Origin of the sequence: Aquirufa nivalisilvae, assembly GCF_004307455.1 — a bacterium.
GTDB lineage: Bacteria > Bacteroidota > Bacteroidia > Cytophagales > Spirosomataceae > Aquirufa > Aquirufa nivalisilvae.
Genome location: NZ_SEWX01000001.1, coordinates 47,682 through 63,470, shown reverse-complemented (window position 1 = coordinate 63,470; position 15,789 = coordinate 47,682). Strand labels below are relative to the sequence as shown.

Sequence of the window (15,789 nt, the reverse complement as noted above, 5' to 3'; positions counted from 1 at the left end):
CAAATGACATCCCTAGGAATGTCATTTGAAATCAAAACAAGTAGCTTAGCTTATTTCTTAGATGAACCATTATTGATAGCGGCTAATAAAGACACACGAAGTGTATTAGCTAATGGGCTACCAGAACCTGTTGGAACTAAGTAAGCAAAATCAAATCCGTATTTTTGGTCTAATTTGAAACCAACACCGAAAGTGAAATATTTACGATTTCCTTTCATTTCGCTTTCATTGAAATAACCTGTTCTCAAAGCGAATGAATTATTGAATAAGTATTCAGCACCGATTGAAGTAGTAATTTCTTTTAACTCTTCACTAAATCCGTCTGGAGCGTCAAACAAAGAACTAAAGATACCACCGATTGCTGTAGCGTCGTTTGGATCATTTCCAACCTTAGCACCATTAGCATCGATTGAATATGGTGTTGGTACCATTAACTTGTTGAAATCTAAAGTAAAGGTTAAACGATTACCTTCTGAAATGTCTTTCGTTGTGGCAACACCAAAACGTAAGTTTGTTGGAATGAAGTTTTTATCAACGCCACCGTAAGAAACTTTACCAGATATGTTAGATAAAACTAAACCGTAAGTATACTTCCATTCTTTGGCAGAAACGCTGTTCCAATATAATGCTACGTCAGCAGCAACAGTTTGAGCAGGTTTCATAGCAACACCTGAACCATTGGTTCCTGTGTAGTTCCCTAATAAATTAGAGTTAATGTATTTTAAGTTAACACCTAATGATAATGTGTTGGATAATTTACGAGCGTGAGATACAGTAATAGCATATTCTTTCGAATTGAAATTTCCTGCACTTTGTCCTGTTGAAGTAGTTGCTTGGAATAAACCTTGATCAAAATAGTTGATAGAGAATCCAAATGCTTGATCTTTGCTTGTCTTTTTGTAGCCAGCAATATTGTAAAGAGCCATATCATTTACTAAGTTTCTTAACCAAGGAGTATATGATATAGAGAATCCTAAGTCCTTCTCAGCTGTAGCTAATTTTGCTGGATTCCAATAAATGGCGTTTACATCCGATGAAATAGCGACACCAGCATCTCCCATTCCAGCCGAACGCGCATCTGGAGCCACATTCAAGAATAACATGGTTGGTGTAGGAATTCTTCCTGAATTTATTTGACCAGAAACTAATGCTTGTCCAAATGCATAAGAACTAATCAAGCCTGCTACCAAGGTTAATAATGCTTTTGGGAATAATGAATTGTTTGTCGTCATTGTTTAAAAAAATTAGAGAGTCTATTCAGCATAAAGCGAAGTCCAAAAATAGGCATTTTTACGCTAATTGTTGTTTTATAAGCTAAAATATTTGTCAAAATTTATTTTAAGGTAGCTATTTTGCCCTTGTACTTACGGAAACCAGAACCACTTATATCTTTAACTTCAAGCATATAATAAGCTCCCATTCCTATATTTCTCAGCTCTGCTTCTTTGAATACGAAAGAAAGATCAATGAATTCAGAACCTCCTCCCAGTAAATTTCCGTTTTTTTCAACAATGGTTTGACCCAAGAGGTTGATAATTTTGAAATTATACTGATAATCCGACCAGAATTTTTCTTGACTTAGGCGAATATTCAACTGTTCTTGGAAGGGATTTGGATATACAAGGCAAAAATTAGCCGCAAGATTCTCTTTTGAAACTTGAAAACGAAACGATGACTCGCTCATGTTATTGTTTAAATCGTAACATTTTACCTGAATTTTGTAGATACCAGGTTCTAAATTTTGAAAAGGATAAAGTACCGTTCCTTCATTAGCGAAACCCGGATTTGGTTTGTAATAATCCAGTAATGGTACTTTAAGCGTATCATTTATACTCAAATAGCTAATTTCTCCATTTAATTTTTGCCATAAAAAACCTACATCATCTTTGAGTTGAATTTCTAAGATCGGTTTCGAACTCGTGGCTTCTACATTGGGTTCGTTGATGCTGATTTGTATGCTTGGAGCTTGCTTGTCGGATAAATTCTGTTGGCTAGTTTTGAGCCATATGGATTTAGCTCCTCCCCAAGTATTTCCTTCTTGATCTTTTCCGATCACTTTTAAACTTACTTCCTGGACTGAACTTGATAGCTGAGGAATGCTTTTGGGAGAGATAGTGATTTTACCATTCAAGATTTTACTGGATATTTTCCAAAATGTATCGCCGTCTTTTTGATAGGAAAATGAAGGGGATTTAGTCCCTAATGTTTTTTGAGCAACCTTAGGTCCAATTAATGTAACTTCTACTTCTTCTAAATTAGCAGAGATTGGAATGGTGATAGGTGTCTCAGAGCCAGCCAAAAGTGTGTCTATAGGTAAATCAATCGACTGGTAGGACCAGGGTAAGTTCATTGTGGGGTCACCTAATAGACTAATATTTCGATTGATAACTCCAGCATGACTTTGATTTTTTGAATCTCGAAACAAATCCCCAATGCGATAATTTTTATCATGGGCATGTTCTTTGATAAGTCGATAAAAGGCTTGACCAAAGATATAATTACTACTTTGAAAAACGGGTCTTGTAGTACTGATTAAACCAATAGCGCCTCCTTTATCAGATATAAGACTTAATTCGGCCCCAGAAAGCACATTGGGGTCATCAAATCTTCCAAATTGACAAGTAGCGGTCAGTATCCATGGGAGATGTTGGGCATTCGTAATTTTTTGAATATCCTCCGTTGTCCAGATTTTTTCATCCGTCCAAACCGTTTCTGCCCCATGTCCAATAAAGTGAATAAAATCCCCATATTTTTCCCAGGCATTTTTCACTTGTTGTTTGGTGGCTTTCGAGGTGTATATCCCATTCGTCATTTCCATCGGATATTGATCCAAATAGATTTTTTGTTTCTGAAAAATGGGCTTACTCTGGGCTAAACTGCTAGAGAAATCTTCAGCATCTTGAGTATGTAAATTCGAATCGCCATCATCTGCTATCCAACTGAATTGAAATAGAGAAGCTTTGGCCAATTTTTGTTTTTCTGAATAATCTATCAGTTTATTGACCAGTACCAAAGCTTCGTCTGGATTCCTTCCGGGTAATCGACCAACTCCTATGGATAAGCTTTCATTGATAGGGAAATCGCCTTCCACCCATTCGCCTTGACCTGAAGCAAGGAAACCAAAATAATCATCAGAAGCATAACTTAGGAGCGGATGATATGATTCTCTACTTTCATAAGTGGGTACGTAGCTGGACTTTTCAGCTGACGTGGATATCGTATTCTTGTTTTTATAGTCGATTGTGGCATCACCTAACAGTATAACGTACTTTAAAAGTGCATTTGGCCTATTTTTTTGATCATATAAATAATCTCGAATGGCTGTTACATCTTGTTTACCTCCAGAATATTCATGATAAATTAAATCGGTGGTGATGACAGTCGTTTTAATATTGGCTTGTTTATTTTTATATAGGGCGAGTTTTTCGGCGGCAATATGTAAGGCTGGGCTGCAGACTATAATGAGTTCACTCGTGGGATTTTGTTTGATATCTTGGTTGGCAAGCTGTTGAATGAAGCTAGGTGTCGACAATTTAGTCGGATCAAAAAGTAATAGGCTACTTCCAGCAGAGGTAGTGATTTTAGTTTTGGCTTGATCATTTGAGAGGCTAAGCCAATCCTGCTCTCCATTTTTTAACCAAATTTGATGTTGTTTAGATAGATTTTGAATAGAAATACTGAAGGTAGAATCTTGAATATTGGTAAAATAATACAATGGATTTTCATTCGCGGCATTGAGTATCCTCGGGTAATTGAGTGTTAGGCTATTGAGATAACCTGTTCCAACAGAATTGACATAATTGATTTTCCAGGACCACTGATTGTTTTTAATGACGGGAGTCACTTCACTAGAAAAATTTTTGATTTGTACTTTTTGATCATATCGATCCCCAGATATGCTATTTAGTACCCATGGTGAAATCGTATTGTTTTCTATGGTGAAAGAGAATGTTCCTTCTTTTACTGAGCTGGAGGCTAATTGGCCAAAAAGTTGGGCTGCTTTCCCATCCTTGTAATCTTTGATGGGATATTGAATGATTTTTTCACTATTTCCATAAAAGGCGTCGCCGAGCCATTGTCTTCCTGATTGTATGGCATTGGTTAAATCAGGTTGATAATGAAAATGTGACCAAGCAAAATCTAAGCTTGGATCTTGGCCTGTTTCCCATTTGCTTTGCTTGATTCTCTTGGTACTAGGACTATCCCAACGGATAAAGTAGTAAGCAGAATCACTGTAGGGATGAGTGTCGGTTTTCCATTTTTTCAGAACTTTATCCCATTGTGTGAGATGGGGAGACTCAGCAAAAAAACAAATTTGATCACTTTCATCCCAAATACCGTTCTCTTCTCCGATAAATAAACTGGTAATAGGCTCTAAATCTCTTAATCTAGTGCTACTAGTTAATTGGGGGAGTACACCTCTTTGGCCTTGATATACAGCCACTTTCTGAGGATTAATTCGGCTAGGATCGATTTTGTGTTTAAGTAGCCACTCTTTATTTATTTGATAGACACCTGTTTGAGTAATGGCAACTTTTGTCCATGTTCCTTCTGATAGGGCAGAATGTGATTGAGCTAAATTAATCCGAGGAAACAGGAAAAAAGAAATGAAAGCCAAGAAGAGATGTCCAGGACTAATCGGTCGAGTGGTTTTCCAATAGGCTAACTTGGGCATTTTTGGCTACTAAATAGAGTTTCCCGCTAATCTGTTCTTTGCAAATGTAACGTGTTCTACGAAGTTTCCCTTTGACTAGTCGGAGGTTTTTTAGAAAAAACAATTGATTTTCTTCTAATTCATGTAGACTAACTAATGGGTTTTCAGGATCAAAGGTCTTTAAAACTTCCACCAAAGGGGTATACATGGAAGAAGAAGCGGTTGGGTTTTTCAGGTAGGTTTGTAGGACTAAAACGAAGCGTTCAGGGAGTAATTCAGGATCAAGGATGGGTTCAAACAATTTGTAAAACTCCTGTTTCCATTCCTTTCCATGTGGAGAGACCTTGTTTTTGAAAGCTAGGTAAGTAGTTAAGTGAGCAACCTCATGAATGTAGGTGACCAAAAAAGCATAAGGATTGAGGTTGTGGTTGACCGTAATTTGATGCCCTTTTTTTGGGGAAAAACGGTAGTCCCCTAATTTGGAACCACGTTCTTTACTGACAATAAAATCAAAAGAATAATCTTGCCAAAGCTGAAAACAGTACTCAGCTACGCTGGCGGGGAAATGATCGAAAAAGGATTGAATTCTTTTACTTTTGACCATTGTGTAAAGGGCATAAAAAAAATCCTTCGCATGCGAAGGATTTTTCTCTCTTTTGCTTAGAAATTATTTCTTAGCAGCAGTGTCAGCAGCAGCAGTGTCAGCAGCAGCAGTATCAACAGCAGCAGCAGCAGCAGTATCAACAGCTACAGTGTCAGCAGCAGCTTCAGTTTTTTTCTCACCACAAGATGCCAAAGTTACCATTGCAGCAACGAAAGCTAGAGCGAATACTTTTTTCATTTTTTTGATATTTAAGGTTTGAGCTACAAAACTAATGGATTGAATCGTATCTACCAATTATTCCGACAAAAATTTTAAGAAATTTTTAAGTATTGAGCCGAGGTTAATTGAAAAAATGCCAATATGTCCAATAGGGGTACTTTTTTGATTCTAAAAACATTAAGTAAATCTTAAGTATTTCTAAGAATTGAACAAAATTAACGGATTAAATCCTTGAAACGGTCGTAAAACCCACTGCTTTTGAAGGTGAAAGATTTGTGTAAAACATAGTTTGACACAAAACTAAAGCCCATGCCATTGATGGTTGTAAGCACTTGAGTGAGATTGATTTTTTTAACAGAATAAGGGATTTGCCAATAAAAATCCCTCATGATCGTGTTTAAACCTCGGTAAGGAAGAACACTAAAAAACCAGGTGACAAAGCCAGAAAAGGAGGCGACCATTAAGAACTTGATCATTTCTCTTCGGGTCTGCTGCGACTGACGAGCATTGAAAGCGAATAATTTGGTTAAAATAAAGCCAACAACCAGAGAAATGTAATAAGCAGGTAGAATGGATTCTTCGTAGCTTACTTTAAACCAATCTTTAATTAGGCCACCAGCCACCAATTGAACTATGGCACCCGTTCCCGCAATGAGGAAATAGGCGAGTAGGTCTTTTTTATTAAATAGTTTAGAGTTCGATTTGCTCAAAATGGCTAATAATTAGAAAACGCTTTTGACTAAGCTAGGGTAAACGCCTAAAATAATGGTACCCAATGTGCAAGCCCAAAGAGCCATTTTGAATAGTACAGGGACTTCTATTTTTTCAATCTCACCAGCTTTTAAGTAAACAGCTATAATACCTTTGAAATAATAGTAAATACCGACTGCAGACATTAAGATGGCTAAGATAACTGGGTAAATAATATTTCTACTAAAGGTATCTGAAAAGATAAAAAACTTACCCCAGAAACCAGCTGTTAAGGGAATACCAGCTAAAGAAAGCATGGAAATAGTGAAGCATAAAGCTAAACCTGGGTTGTTTTTAGCTAAGCCTTCAAATGAACTGAAGTTTTCTGGTTTCTCCACGCGGGCACTTTGGTATTCTGAAACTAAAATCAATACAGCAAACGCTACCACTGTGGCCAACGTGTATGATAAAGAATAGTATAGTATACTCGAAGTCGTACTAATTTGCTTGGAACTAACGGTTAATAAAAGGTAACCTGCATGAGAAATACTAGAAAAAGCAAGCATTCTTTTAACGCTTTGTTGATATACAGCTGAAATATTTCCTACTACTAGTGTTAGCATACTGATGAAATAAACTGGTAGTACCCAAACAGTATATAAGCTACCGAAGATGCCAGAAACCAAATGGAACAAGGCTGCAAAACTGGCCGTTTTCACAATGGTTGACATAAACATCGTGAAAATGGTAGGAGCCCCTTCGTATACATCGGGTGTCCAAAAGTGGAATGGGGCAGCAGATACTTTAAATAATAGTCCTACGATGATTAACAATACACCGATGAACAAGAAACTAGGCATGGATTCTGGAGCTGTATTGGTCAGAATAGTCCCTATGTTCGAAATGTAAAATGAGTGTGTAGCTCCGTAAACCAGGGTTATACCAAATAACAAGATACCAGTTGTGAATGAACCCATTAAGAAATATTTAATGGCTGCTTCATTGGAACGAAGATTTCTCTTGTCGCTACCCGTTAAAACATACATGGCAACTGATAATATTTCTAAACCTACAAACAGAACAATCATGTGGTCGAAGGACACCATTAAAATTGCCCCAACAACTGAAAACAGCATAATGGCATAGTATTCTGCCGGGTGAGTGTGCTCATCATCTTGACCAAATGCCTTCGAAAAGGCCACAACAAAAAAGGCGGCCAATTGTATGATTAGACTAAAATTAATGGAAGTGTTGGTTGTACGGAACATATTCCCAAACCACAATAATTCATGATTCCAGTCGGAAACCGTCAAAGCCATGGATACCACTAAAAATAATAGGGTAACCATTTGTATCGTTTTTCTTGGGAACCAAAACCCTAAGAATAAGTTACTAATACCAAAAAGAGATAAAGCAATGATAGCCGTCATAATTGTATGCGATGCTGTTTATATATTTTCGGGCTTCTATTTTAATAAAGAAACCAAAGCCTGAACACCTGGTTCAGTAAAATTTAAAATCCAAGTAGGGTAAACTCCACCCACAATAACTAAAACACAAAGTGGAATTAATACCCATTTCTCTGCAGAACTTACATCTTCAAAATCTTTGGTAATGCGAGAAAAGTTGCCAAACATGGTCTTTTGAATCAGACGTAGGGTATAAACAGCACCTAAAATAATGGTGATTCCTGCTACTATACCTAGGATCATGTCATGATCAAATACGCTTTTCAAAAGTAAAAACTCACCGATAAAACCATTGGTCAAAGGTAAGGCTACTGAACCTAAGCTTAATATGACAAACGCTACGGTTAATACATACGAGTATTGTGTAATACCTCCCAATTGAGCAATTTCTCTGGATTTGGTTCTTCTTTCTATGATTTCAATGATGAAAAATAAACCAACTATATTGATACCGTGAGATAACATCTGATATAAGGCCCCTTGAATACCTTCAGTACTTTGACTTAAAATACCTGCCGACATCAAGCCTACGTGAGCAAAGGAAGAATAAGCTAATAAACGCTTGGCATCCTTTTGCTGAATGGCAATAATGGATCCGTAGATTATTCCAATGACAGAAAGGATAATAGCTGTGTTGCCCCAAGTAATCATACCTAAAGGAAACATAGGTAAAACTAAACGAATTAGCCCATAAGTACCCATTTTTAACATGATTCCAGAAAGAAGCATGGTAGCTTGAGTAGGAGCGACCGTGTAGGTATCTGGTTGCCAAGTATGAAAAGGGAAAATAGGCATCTTGATTGCAAAGGCAATAAAAAAGGCTAAGAATAAATTTCCCTGAATTCGCTCTGGCAACATGATAGCCGTTTGGTATAGCGTTTCAATATCGGAAGAATGACTACCTGGTGTTACTAAATACACGTAGATTAAACCAATCAATAAGAATAATGAACCAAATAAAGTATAAACAAAGAATTTGAAAGTAATCGCATTTTTGTTTTCTCCTCCATAAATGGCAGCTAAGAAATAAATGGGTAATAAAGAGGCTTCAAAGAAAAAGTAAAATAAGAAGGCATCTTTCGCTAAAAAAGCTCCCATTAAGGCAGTTTGCATGGCTAGCATTAAACCTTGGTATTGAGCGTTATTGGCTTTATCGGAATTAGCTGTAGTGGCTACAATGAATGGAACCATCAGGGCACATAATCCAATTAAAATACCATTGACTCCATCTACCCAAAGTGAAAATGAAATTCCTGCTTCTTCAATCCAAGGTTTAGTAAAAACAAGTCCATTTTCAGCAGCAGCGGCATCTTTCAAGACGAAAGCAGTAGCTACCAATTCAATGATGGAAGCTATCAGCGAGATAGCAAAAGCTTGTTTAGGCTTAGCGACCAAAAGAATGGCGCCTATAACAAGTGGGAAAAAAAGTATAAATAGTAAAGACATACCTTATTTTTTCAAATATGAATTATAATATTCGTGAGCGAAGCGTTAAAACTAAGATAAGCGCAATAGAAACGACCATCATAAAAATATAGTAACCTACATTTCCTGTTTGAGCTTTTCTAATTTCATCTGAGGCAGTTTTAACCGTTTTACCAACACCTTCCACGATTAAATCGATCACCAAGAAATCAATTACCTGCGCAAAGAAGGTTGATAATACTTGGATGGGACGAACAAATACGAAATCGTATAATTCATCAATGTAGAATTTACGATAAATGACTTTTTGGATACCTTGAATAGACTCATCATTTCCTGGAACGGCTTTCTGAATTCCGAAATAATAGATGGCGAAAATGGCAGGCAGGAATGCAGCTAATAATGGAGCACCCATTTCCAAACTAAATAAAGAAACTTCACCAGCAGTATGAGGCTCAGGTAAAATCGGAGCTAACCAATGAGCTAAAAATTCATTTCCTCCAGCAAAATGAGGCAGGTTGATGAAACCTCCACCTACGGAGAATACCGCCAAGATAATCAAAGGGATTGTCATGCTCCAAGGAGATTCATGCAAATGATGTGCCTGTTTTTCAGTTCCTCTAAAGTCGCCCCAGAATGTTAAGATAAACACACGGAACATGTAAAAGGAAGTCAATGCAGAACCTAAAATGGCTAAACACCACATAGCAAAATCGTGGTGATATAAAGCTGCTAGTATTTCATCCTTAGAAAAGAATCCAGCAAATGGAGGAATACCAGAGATAGCGATGGTTCCTAAAAGGAAGGTAATATAGGTAATCGGCATTTTGCTTTTCAAGCCACCCATTTTGCGAATGTCTTGTTCATCCGACATGGCATGTATCACCGAACCAGCTCCTAAGAATAATAAAGCTTTGAAAAAAGCGTGAGTCATAACATGGAAAAAAGAAGCAGTATAAGCAGATGCTCCTAGACCCATAAACATGTATCCCAATTGAGAGACTGTTGAATAGGCCAACACTTTTTTGATGTCATTTTGGAATAAACCAATAGCCGCACCTAATAAAGCCGTGGCTAGTCCAATCCAGCCTACAAAATGTAAAACCTCTGGACTTAATTCAAACAAGGCATTAGCACGAATAACCATGTAAATCCCAGCTGTCACCATGGTAGCAGCATGTATTAATGCAGAAACGGGTGTTGGACCTGCCATGGCATCGGGTAACCAAGTAAATAGCGGTATTTGGGCTGACTTACCCATCGCCCCTATGAATAAGCAGAAAGCGATTAAGCCAATATTGCCTACTTCGGTTCCGTCTTTGATGGTAGAAAAAATCGTTTGGTAATCTGTTGTGCCAAATTCTTGAATCAATAAAAATATACCTACTAAGAAACCTAAATCTCCAATACGGTTCATAATGAAGGCTTTTCTGGCAGCATCTCCATAACTATTCTTTTGATTCCAGAAGCCAATTAACAAATAAGAGCATAAACCTACTCCTTCCCATCCAATGAATAATACGGTGAAGTTAGCCCCTAAAACCAAAATCAACATGAAGAAGATAAACAGGTTTAAAAAGGAGAAAAACTTACCAAAACCAGCGTCATGTGCCATATAGCCCATGGAATACAAATGGATTAAAGTACCTACACCGGTGATAACCAACAGCATCATGATGGATAAGGCATCTATTTGGAATGCAAAAGGAATACTTAAATCAGCAACTTTAATCCAATCCGCTAATTGAATGATTTGAGTTTGACCATCAAAATTTAAAAACAGCTGAAGAGAAATAACGAAAGCAACTAATGGAGGGATGGTTCCAACGATTCCAGCGATTGATTTCGATAATTTCGGATAAGCCAAACCATTGATGGCAAAACCAATCAGTGGTAAAAGAGGAATTAATAGGAGTAATGACATAGTCGAATATGCGATGAAATTGTGCTGAAATTAATTTTTTAACTTATTAAGCACACCAATATCGATGCTTTGAATGTTACGATAAATCATAACGATAATGGCCAATCCCACAGCTACTTCGGCAGCAGCTACGGCCATAATAAAAAAGACAAATATCTGCCCTGAAGGATCGGAGTAATAGGAAGAAAATGCCGCCAGTAATAAATTTACCGCATTTAACATTAATTCTATAGCCATAAATACGATGATGGCATTTCGGCGAGTAAGTACACCCAATATTCCAATGCAAAACAATGCTGAACTCAGCATGATGTAATTGGTCAATGGAATGGTACGTATTATTTCTGGTATGGATTGCATGGTAAAAATGTAATGGTCAAATAAACAAATTGCCTATTCAAACGAATGCTTTTATGCGGGGCAAAAATAGGAAATAAACTGACAAAATAGAAATTATCTAGGGGGCTAACGCTGAAAACCTTTTAATTTAATTTCGGTTAATTTACGTTTGGTATCCATAGGGAAATCGCCTTTCATCATCCAATCATAGTAAGAAGGATCAGTTTTTAAAACATCGGCAATGGGTCTTCCAATGTATTTGCCAAAGTTGAATACCGCTACTTGATCTTTATTATAGACCATGCGATTGGCAAAATCAATGGAATTAGAAGCACTTAATTGATGTAAAACAGCTACATCATTCTGAATAGGGAAGTATTCGTTTCCTTCCGCATCTTTCATGGAAGTGTTTTCGTAATGCTTTACTTGGGCATTTAATACTTCCAAAGTAGCTAAGACATCGGCTTCCGCACCATGAGCGCCAATCAAATCTTTTTGACAATAAAACTTGTAGGCCGCAGTTAAATTACGAGGCTCCATCATGTGGAAAATTCGCTGAGCATCAACCAATCTTCTGTTTTTTGTATCAAAATCAACATCACTACGAAGAAATTCTTCTACCAACATAGGCACGTCAAAGCGGTTGGAATTAAAACCCGCTAAATCGCAACCTTCTAAAAATTGAGCCATGGATTTTGCAATTTGCTTGAAATTGGGCTCATCCTTGACGTCCTCATCATAAATTCCATGAACTAAAGAGGCTTCCAATGGAATTGGAATGCCTGGGTTTACACGTCTCGTTTTAATGTCAACCGATCCATCAATATTTGCCTTAGCTATGGAAATCTCCACGATTCTATCTTTTTGTACCTGTATTCCGGTTGTTTCTAAATCAAAGAAGGCAAGCGGTTTGGTTAATTTCAGTTGATGCTCCATAGTAAATTGCTCATAAAGGCTTTGCAAAGGTAAATGATTATTACCTTTGTTGGATGATATTTCAGCCTAAAGCCATTTTTTTTGATTGGGACCATACTTTGTGGGATCATGACCGTAATTCCCAAGAGGTTATATTCGAGTTAGTGGAAGAATTTGGTTTAGACAAACAAAGTCCTCTATCAATCTCTTCTATTTGGGATATATACCAGCAAATCAACACAGCTTTATGGGATGATTATCAAATGGGCTTAATCTCCCAAAGTGATTTACGCGAATCTCGGTTTTTACGCTTTTTCGAAGCGATTGATGTACAAGGACCTGCTGAGGAATTTTCAGAACAATTTCTGTTTAGAACACCACGTAAAACCCATTTAATGGAGGGAGCCAAAGAATTAGTAGAAGCTATTTCGGAGCACTACCCTTTATATATTTTAACCAATGGATTTGAAGATATTCAACATATTAAAGTAGCCTCTTCGGGTCTAGGACATCATTTTAAGGAACTAATCACATCTCAAGGTGTGGGAGCAAAAAAGCCGGAAATAGCATTTTTCGAATATGCACTCCGACGAGCAAATTGTTCTGCCCAGGAAGCTTTGATGGTAGGGGACAATTGGCATGCCGACATACATGGTGCCAATCAAGCAGGAATTCCTGCGATTCATTATAATTTGTCAGATGCTTCAGAAGCTATTTGGCAAATCTCTGATCTAAAACAAGTGAAAAATCACTTAGAAATTTATTCAAATAAGGATAATTGATTGTCATTCGCCTTGCGATCAAATATCTTTTTATCTCGAATGAATTTTTTATTTTCCTCTAAAAAGGAAATGAAACGCTCTATTTGTTGATATAAAGGATTGAAATCGACCGATTGCAATGGGTAAGATTCTACATATACGTCTTTAAAGTCAGTAACGACATAATCCAATTGCTCGATGCCGTATTTCTGAAGACCTAACAAATATAGATTTTGGTGGTTTTTAGCAAAACGACCGGGTTCATAAAAAGAAGTACTTTTTAAATCAAAAGCAGTTTTTTCTCCTACACCATCTACATAACCATAAATCATGGCGTTTTTATAGCGAGATTCTACATAAAACTGGGTTTTATATTTAGTAGGCAATAATTCCCTCGCTTTATCAATGATTCCTTCCTGGAACAATTCTTCTCCTTCTCCTAGTGTTACCGCTCGTTCAAAATCCACCCCTTTTTTTTGCGCGGCTGTAGTTGGCTTTTTAACTCGATTGATGCGCTCAATCATCTCAATTTCATCGACAATAATTTTGCCGTTTGCATCTCGAGATTGGTTTAAATATAAAGCGTAAGAATTGAGTAGGGTAGGGTATAAACGATACAGCATGATGCAATTTATCCAATTTCAAGTCGAGATACAATCTCGTTTCCAATTAAGTGCTTTTCAGTAATCTCGGCAACATCTTCTAATTGTACATTACCATAGAATACCCCTTCTGGATATACGACCATACTTGGGCCTTTTCCACAGAAGTCTAAACATCCTGATTTTTGAATTCTGATTTTTTGATCATTCCCCGATTCCGCCCATTTAGCTTTGAATGCTTCTACTAAGGCCATACCATGTTCAGAGCCGCAACATTTTTTGGGAGCTTGCTTATCGTTGGTACAAATAAATACGTGTTTTTCGTAATACATTAGAAATTAGTTTAGATGGATGACCACTGGGCAGTGGTCAGAATGTTTTACTTCGGGTAAAATTTGGGCATGAGCAATACGATCACGCAATGGCTCACTCACCAAATGATAATCAATACGCCAACCTAAATTCTTTCCTCTGGCACCAGCTCGATAACTCCACCAACTGTAATGATGAGGTTCAGAATTGATATGTCGGAATGAATCCACAAATCCTGATTGAATGAAGTTTTCCATCCACTCTCTTTCTTCCGGTAAAAATCCAGAGCTATTGGCATTAGATTTTGGATTATGAATGTCGATGGGTTTATGGCAAATATTGTAATCACCAGAAATGATCAGGTGAGGAATTTCTTTTTTTAATTCTTCAATGTATTGATGGAAATCGGATAACCAAATCATTTTAAATCCTTGTCTTTCATCACCACTGGATCCAGAGGGCATATAAACACTCATGACAGAAAAATCCTCGAAATCAGCTCGGATAACACGGCCTTCTGCATCATATTTTTCAATGCCACAGCCAATCGTGACGGCTTTGGGCGAAATTTTAGAAAAAATGGCTACCCCAGAGTACCCTTTCTTTTGGGCAGAATGCCAATAAATTTGATATCCCAATGCCTCAATTTCCGAGGTGTCTACTTGATCAATGTCAGCTTTTAGCTCTTGCAAACAAATGATATCTGGATTCTCTTCTTTCAGCCAATCAATAAAACCTTTTTGTATAGCGGCTCTAATTCCATTGACGTTATAGGAAATTATTTTCATAGGCTTATTCTTGTTCTGAACTAAATACTTCAGATTTGAAATATTGAATGATATGAGCTTTAATGAGAATTTCTTGTTCTTTTAAGGGCATTTGTGGGACAGCTTGCACTAAATTCCAATGTGGCCAACCATCAGCATCCAAGCCTTCTAACGTGTAAAATCCACTAAAACTTAAAACTTTACAAGTGGCAATGTGCATTAAATCCTGTTTTTGTTCTTTTGTAAATGTTACATGTCCTTTACCCAATTCTTGTACACCAATCAAAAAAAGAACAGAATCTACATCAGCAGGTCTTTTATTAAATTGATTTTCTAAGAAATCAAGTATTTGATTCCATTCAGAAGAAACGATGCTTGGTTCAAAATCCATGTGTAAGCAGGAACATTTAGTTCTGCAAAGCTACTTTGAATTTGGCAGATTCAAGCACAGCTTGTTGCCCTTTTGGATTATTGGCGATCAGAATTAATTCACCTTCTACAAAATTCGAAGTGATTTTTGTGATATTGACACGGCCTACGCCATTCTTAACTCCTTCTTTATTAGGTAAACTAGATTCGAAGAAATTGTTTTTATCCTGGTAGTTATCTAGGTTCTTAATCAAATTACCAATGTTGGAAATTTCTCCATCTCCTGGTATAAAATAGGTACCAGGACCTTTAATCTTAAAGATTTTCAAATAAACGGATTCTAGATTTTTTTCCTGTGTGCAAGTGAGCGTCAAAACAGGATTTCCCATTTCATTTTTAACTCGAGCTTCAATATTCTTAGTCTCAATACGGTGATAATCTTCTTCATCAAAAACGATTTTACCAGCAAAAAAGCCTGGTTCAACAGGTTTTTCAGAAAAAGATGATTGATAACTAAACATGAATACGATGATTCCTAACCCCGCATATAATATGTTAATTGGGTATTTCACGAAGGAAATGAAGAAAACACCGATGGGTTTTTTATCCATTTTCTGCCAAAATCGGACTTTCGATGAAGTAGATTTGTTCATACTTTTTTTTGGCTTAACGTGTAGAAACAGGAATGTTGAGAAGAAAATCAGCTACAAAAATATTATAACTATACTGATTTGCCAAG

At 36.9% G+C, this 15,789-nt stretch carries 16 protein-coding genes; 1 reads left to right on the top strand and 15 read right to left on the bottom strand.

Going from position 1 to position 15,789, the window contains the following annotated elements:
• Positions 1–50: 50 nt before the first annotated feature.
• The 10 genes from porV to EWU22_RS00255 all read right to left on the bottom strand — a co-directional run bounded on the left by porV (position 51) and on the right by EWU22_RS00255 (position 12,260).
• The gene (porV, locus tag EWU22_RS00300) at positions 51–1,232 is read right to left on the bottom strand and encodes a type IX secretion system outer membrane channel protein PorV (RefSeq protein ID WP_130923948.1); all 1,182 of its coding nucleotides are present in this window, start codon (positions 1,230–1,232) and stop codon (positions 51–53) included.
• A 101-nt stretch (positions 1,233–1,333) separates the two neighbouring features.
• Positions 1,334–4,675: a type IX secretion system sortase PorU gene (porU, locus tag EWU22_RS00295; protein WP_130923947.1), complete on the bottom strand. Its 3,342-nt coding sequence runs from the start codon at positions 4,673–4,675 to the stop codon at positions 1,334–1,336.
• A complete protein-coding gene (locus EWU22_RS00290; RefSeq protein WP_109324242.1) occupies positions 4,635–5,258 on the bottom strand; it encodes a SprT-like domain-containing protein in 624 nt (207 codons plus the stop codon). Before EWU22_RS00290 ends, porU begins: the two co-directional genes overlap by 41 nt.
• 63 nt (positions 5,259–5,321) lie before the next feature.
• Entirely contained in the window at positions 5,322–5,495 is a 174-nt protein-coding gene (locus EWU22_RS00285) for a hypothetical protein (protein WP_193495328.1), read from the bottom strand.
• A gap of 197 nt (positions 5,496–5,692) precedes the next feature.
• Positions 5,693–6,187, bottom strand: coding sequence for a GtrA family protein (locus tag EWU22_RS00280; protein WP_130923946.1), 495 nt, complete (start codon positions 6,185–6,187; stop codon positions 5,693–5,695).
• Between the two features lie 12 nt (positions 6,188–6,199).
• Entirely contained in the window at positions 6,200–7,597 is a 1,398-nt protein-coding gene (locus tag EWU22_RS00275) for an NADH-quinone oxidoreductase subunit N (RefSeq protein WP_130923945.1), read from the bottom strand.
• A gap of 36 nt (positions 7,598–7,633) precedes the next feature.
• Complete coding sequence (locus tag EWU22_RS00270; protein ID WP_130923944.1) at positions 7,634–9,082, bottom strand: complex I subunit 4 family protein; 1,449 nt, start codon at positions 9,080–9,082, stop codon at positions 7,634–7,636.
• Between the two features lie 22 nt (positions 9,083–9,104).
• On the bottom strand, positions 9,105–10,985 hold the full coding sequence (gene nuoL, locus EWU22_RS00265; protein ID WP_109324235.1) for an NADH-quinone oxidoreductase subunit L: 1,881 nt from the start codon (positions 10,983–10,985) through the stop codon (positions 9,105–9,107).
• A gap of 30 nt (positions 10,986–11,015) precedes the next feature.
• Positions 11,016–11,345, bottom strand: coding sequence for an NADH-quinone oxidoreductase subunit NuoK (nuoK, locus tag EWU22_RS00260; RefSeq protein ID WP_109324234.1), 330 nt, complete (start codon positions 11,343–11,345; stop codon positions 11,016–11,018).
• Positions 11,346–11,450: 105 nt separating this feature from the next.
• Positions 11,451–12,260: a 3'-5' exonuclease gene (locus EWU22_RS00255; RefSeq protein WP_109324229.1), complete on the bottom strand. Its 810-nt coding sequence runs from the start codon at positions 12,258–12,260 to the stop codon at positions 11,451–11,453.
• Positions 12,261–12,313: 53 nt separating this feature from the next.
• Between EWU22_RS00255 and EWU22_RS00250 the strand changes: the two genes are divergently transcribed.
• On the top strand, positions 12,314–13,021 hold the full coding sequence (locus tag EWU22_RS00250) for a YjjG family noncanonical pyrimidine nucleotidase (protein ID WP_130923943.1): 708 nt from the start codon (positions 12,314–12,316) through the stop codon (positions 13,019–13,021).
• On the opposite strand, the gene EWU22_RS00245 is transcribed toward EWU22_RS00250, so the two are convergent.
• The 5 genes from EWU22_RS00245 to EWU22_RS00225 are packed head-to-tail and all read right to left on the bottom strand — an operon-like array spanning position 13,000 to position 15,703.
• Positions 13,000–13,623, bottom strand: a complete 624-nt coding sequence (locus tag EWU22_RS00245) for a hypothetical protein (RefSeq protein ID WP_109324227.1) — start codon at positions 13,621–13,623, stop codon at positions 13,000–13,002. The genes EWU22_RS00250 and EWU22_RS00245 overlap by 22 nt on opposite strands.
• Positions 13,624–13,631: 8 nt before the next feature.
• Entirely contained in the window at positions 13,632–13,934 is a 303-nt protein-coding gene (locus tag EWU22_RS00240) for a (2Fe-2S) ferredoxin domain-containing protein (protein ID WP_130923942.1), read from the bottom strand.
• Positions 13,935–13,940: 6 nt separating this feature from the next.
• Complete coding sequence (locus EWU22_RS00235) at positions 13,941–14,702, bottom strand: exodeoxyribonuclease III (RefSeq protein ID WP_130923941.1); 762 nt, start codon at positions 14,700–14,702, stop codon at positions 13,941–13,943.
• A gap of 4 nt (positions 14,703–14,706) precedes the next feature.
• Positions 14,707–15,072: a hypothetical protein gene (locus tag EWU22_RS00230; RefSeq protein WP_130923940.1), complete on the bottom strand. Its 366-nt coding sequence runs from the start codon at positions 15,070–15,072 to the stop codon at positions 14,707–14,709.
• A 16-nt stretch (positions 15,073–15,088) separates the two neighbouring features.
• Positions 15,089–15,703: a hypothetical protein gene (locus tag EWU22_RS00225; RefSeq protein WP_130923939.1), complete on the bottom strand. Its 615-nt coding sequence runs from the start codon at positions 15,701–15,703 to the stop codon at positions 15,089–15,091.
• Positions 15,704–15,789 lie beyond the last annotated feature (86 nt).

Excerpts from the sequence above, each read along its gene's own strand:
- EWU22_RS00240 (WP_130923942.1), bottom strand. The coding sequence starts at position 13,934 with ATGTATTACGAAAAACACGTATTTATTTGTACCAACGATAAGCAAGCT.
- EWU22_RS00230 (WP_130923940.1), bottom strand. The coding sequence starts at position 15,072 with ATGGATTTTGAACCAAGCATCGTTTCTTCTGAATGGAATCAAATACTT.
- nuoK (WP_109324234.1), bottom strand. The coding sequence starts at position 11,345 with ATGCAATCCATACCAGAAATAATACGTACCATTCCATTGACCAATTAC.
- EWU22_RS00245 (WP_109324227.1), bottom strand. The coding sequence starts at position 13,623 with ATGCTGTATCGTTTATACCCTACCCTACTCAATTCTTACGCTTTATAT.
- EWU22_RS00225 (WP_130923939.1), bottom strand. The coding sequence starts at position 15,703 with ATGAACAAATCTACTTCATCGAAAGTCCGATTTTGGCAGAAAATGGAT.
- EWU22_RS00235 (WP_130923941.1), bottom strand. The coding sequence starts at position 14,702 with ATGAAAATAATTTCCTATAACGTCAATGGAATTAGAGCCGCTATACAA.
- EWU22_RS00270 (WP_130923944.1), bottom strand. The coding sequence starts at position 9,082 with ATGTCTTTACTATTTATACTTTTTTTCCCACTTGTTATAGGCGCCATT.
- EWU22_RS00255 (WP_109324229.1), bottom strand. The coding sequence starts at position 12,260 with ATGGAGCATCAACTGAAATTAACCAAACCGCTTGCCTTCTTTGATTTA.
- EWU22_RS00290 (WP_109324242.1), bottom strand. The coding sequence starts at position 5,258 with ATGGTCAAAAGTAAAAGAATTCAATCCTTTTTCGATCATTTCCCCGCC.
- EWU22_RS00285 (WP_193495328.1), bottom strand. The coding sequence starts at position 5,495 with ATGAAAAAAGTATTCGCTCTAGCTTTCGTTGCTGCAATGGTAACTTTG.
- nuoL (WP_109324235.1), bottom strand. The coding sequence starts at position 10,985 with ATGTCATTACTCCTATTAATTCCTCTTTTACCACTGATTGGTTTTGCC.
- EWU22_RS00275 (WP_130923945.1), bottom strand. The coding sequence starts at position 7,597 with ATGACGGCTATCATTGCTTTATCTCTTTTTGGTATTAGTAACTTATTC.
- porV (WP_130923948.1), bottom strand. The coding sequence starts at position 1,232 with ATGACGACAAACAATTCATTATTCCCAAAAGCATTATTAACCTTGGTA.
- EWU22_RS00250 (WP_130923943.1), top strand. The coding sequence starts at position 12,314 with ATGATATTTCAGCCTAAAGCCATTTTTTTTGATTGGGACCATACTTTG.
- porU (WP_130923947.1), bottom strand. The coding sequence starts at position 4,675 with ATGCCCAAGTTAGCCTATTGGAAAACCACTCGACCGATTAGTCCTGGA.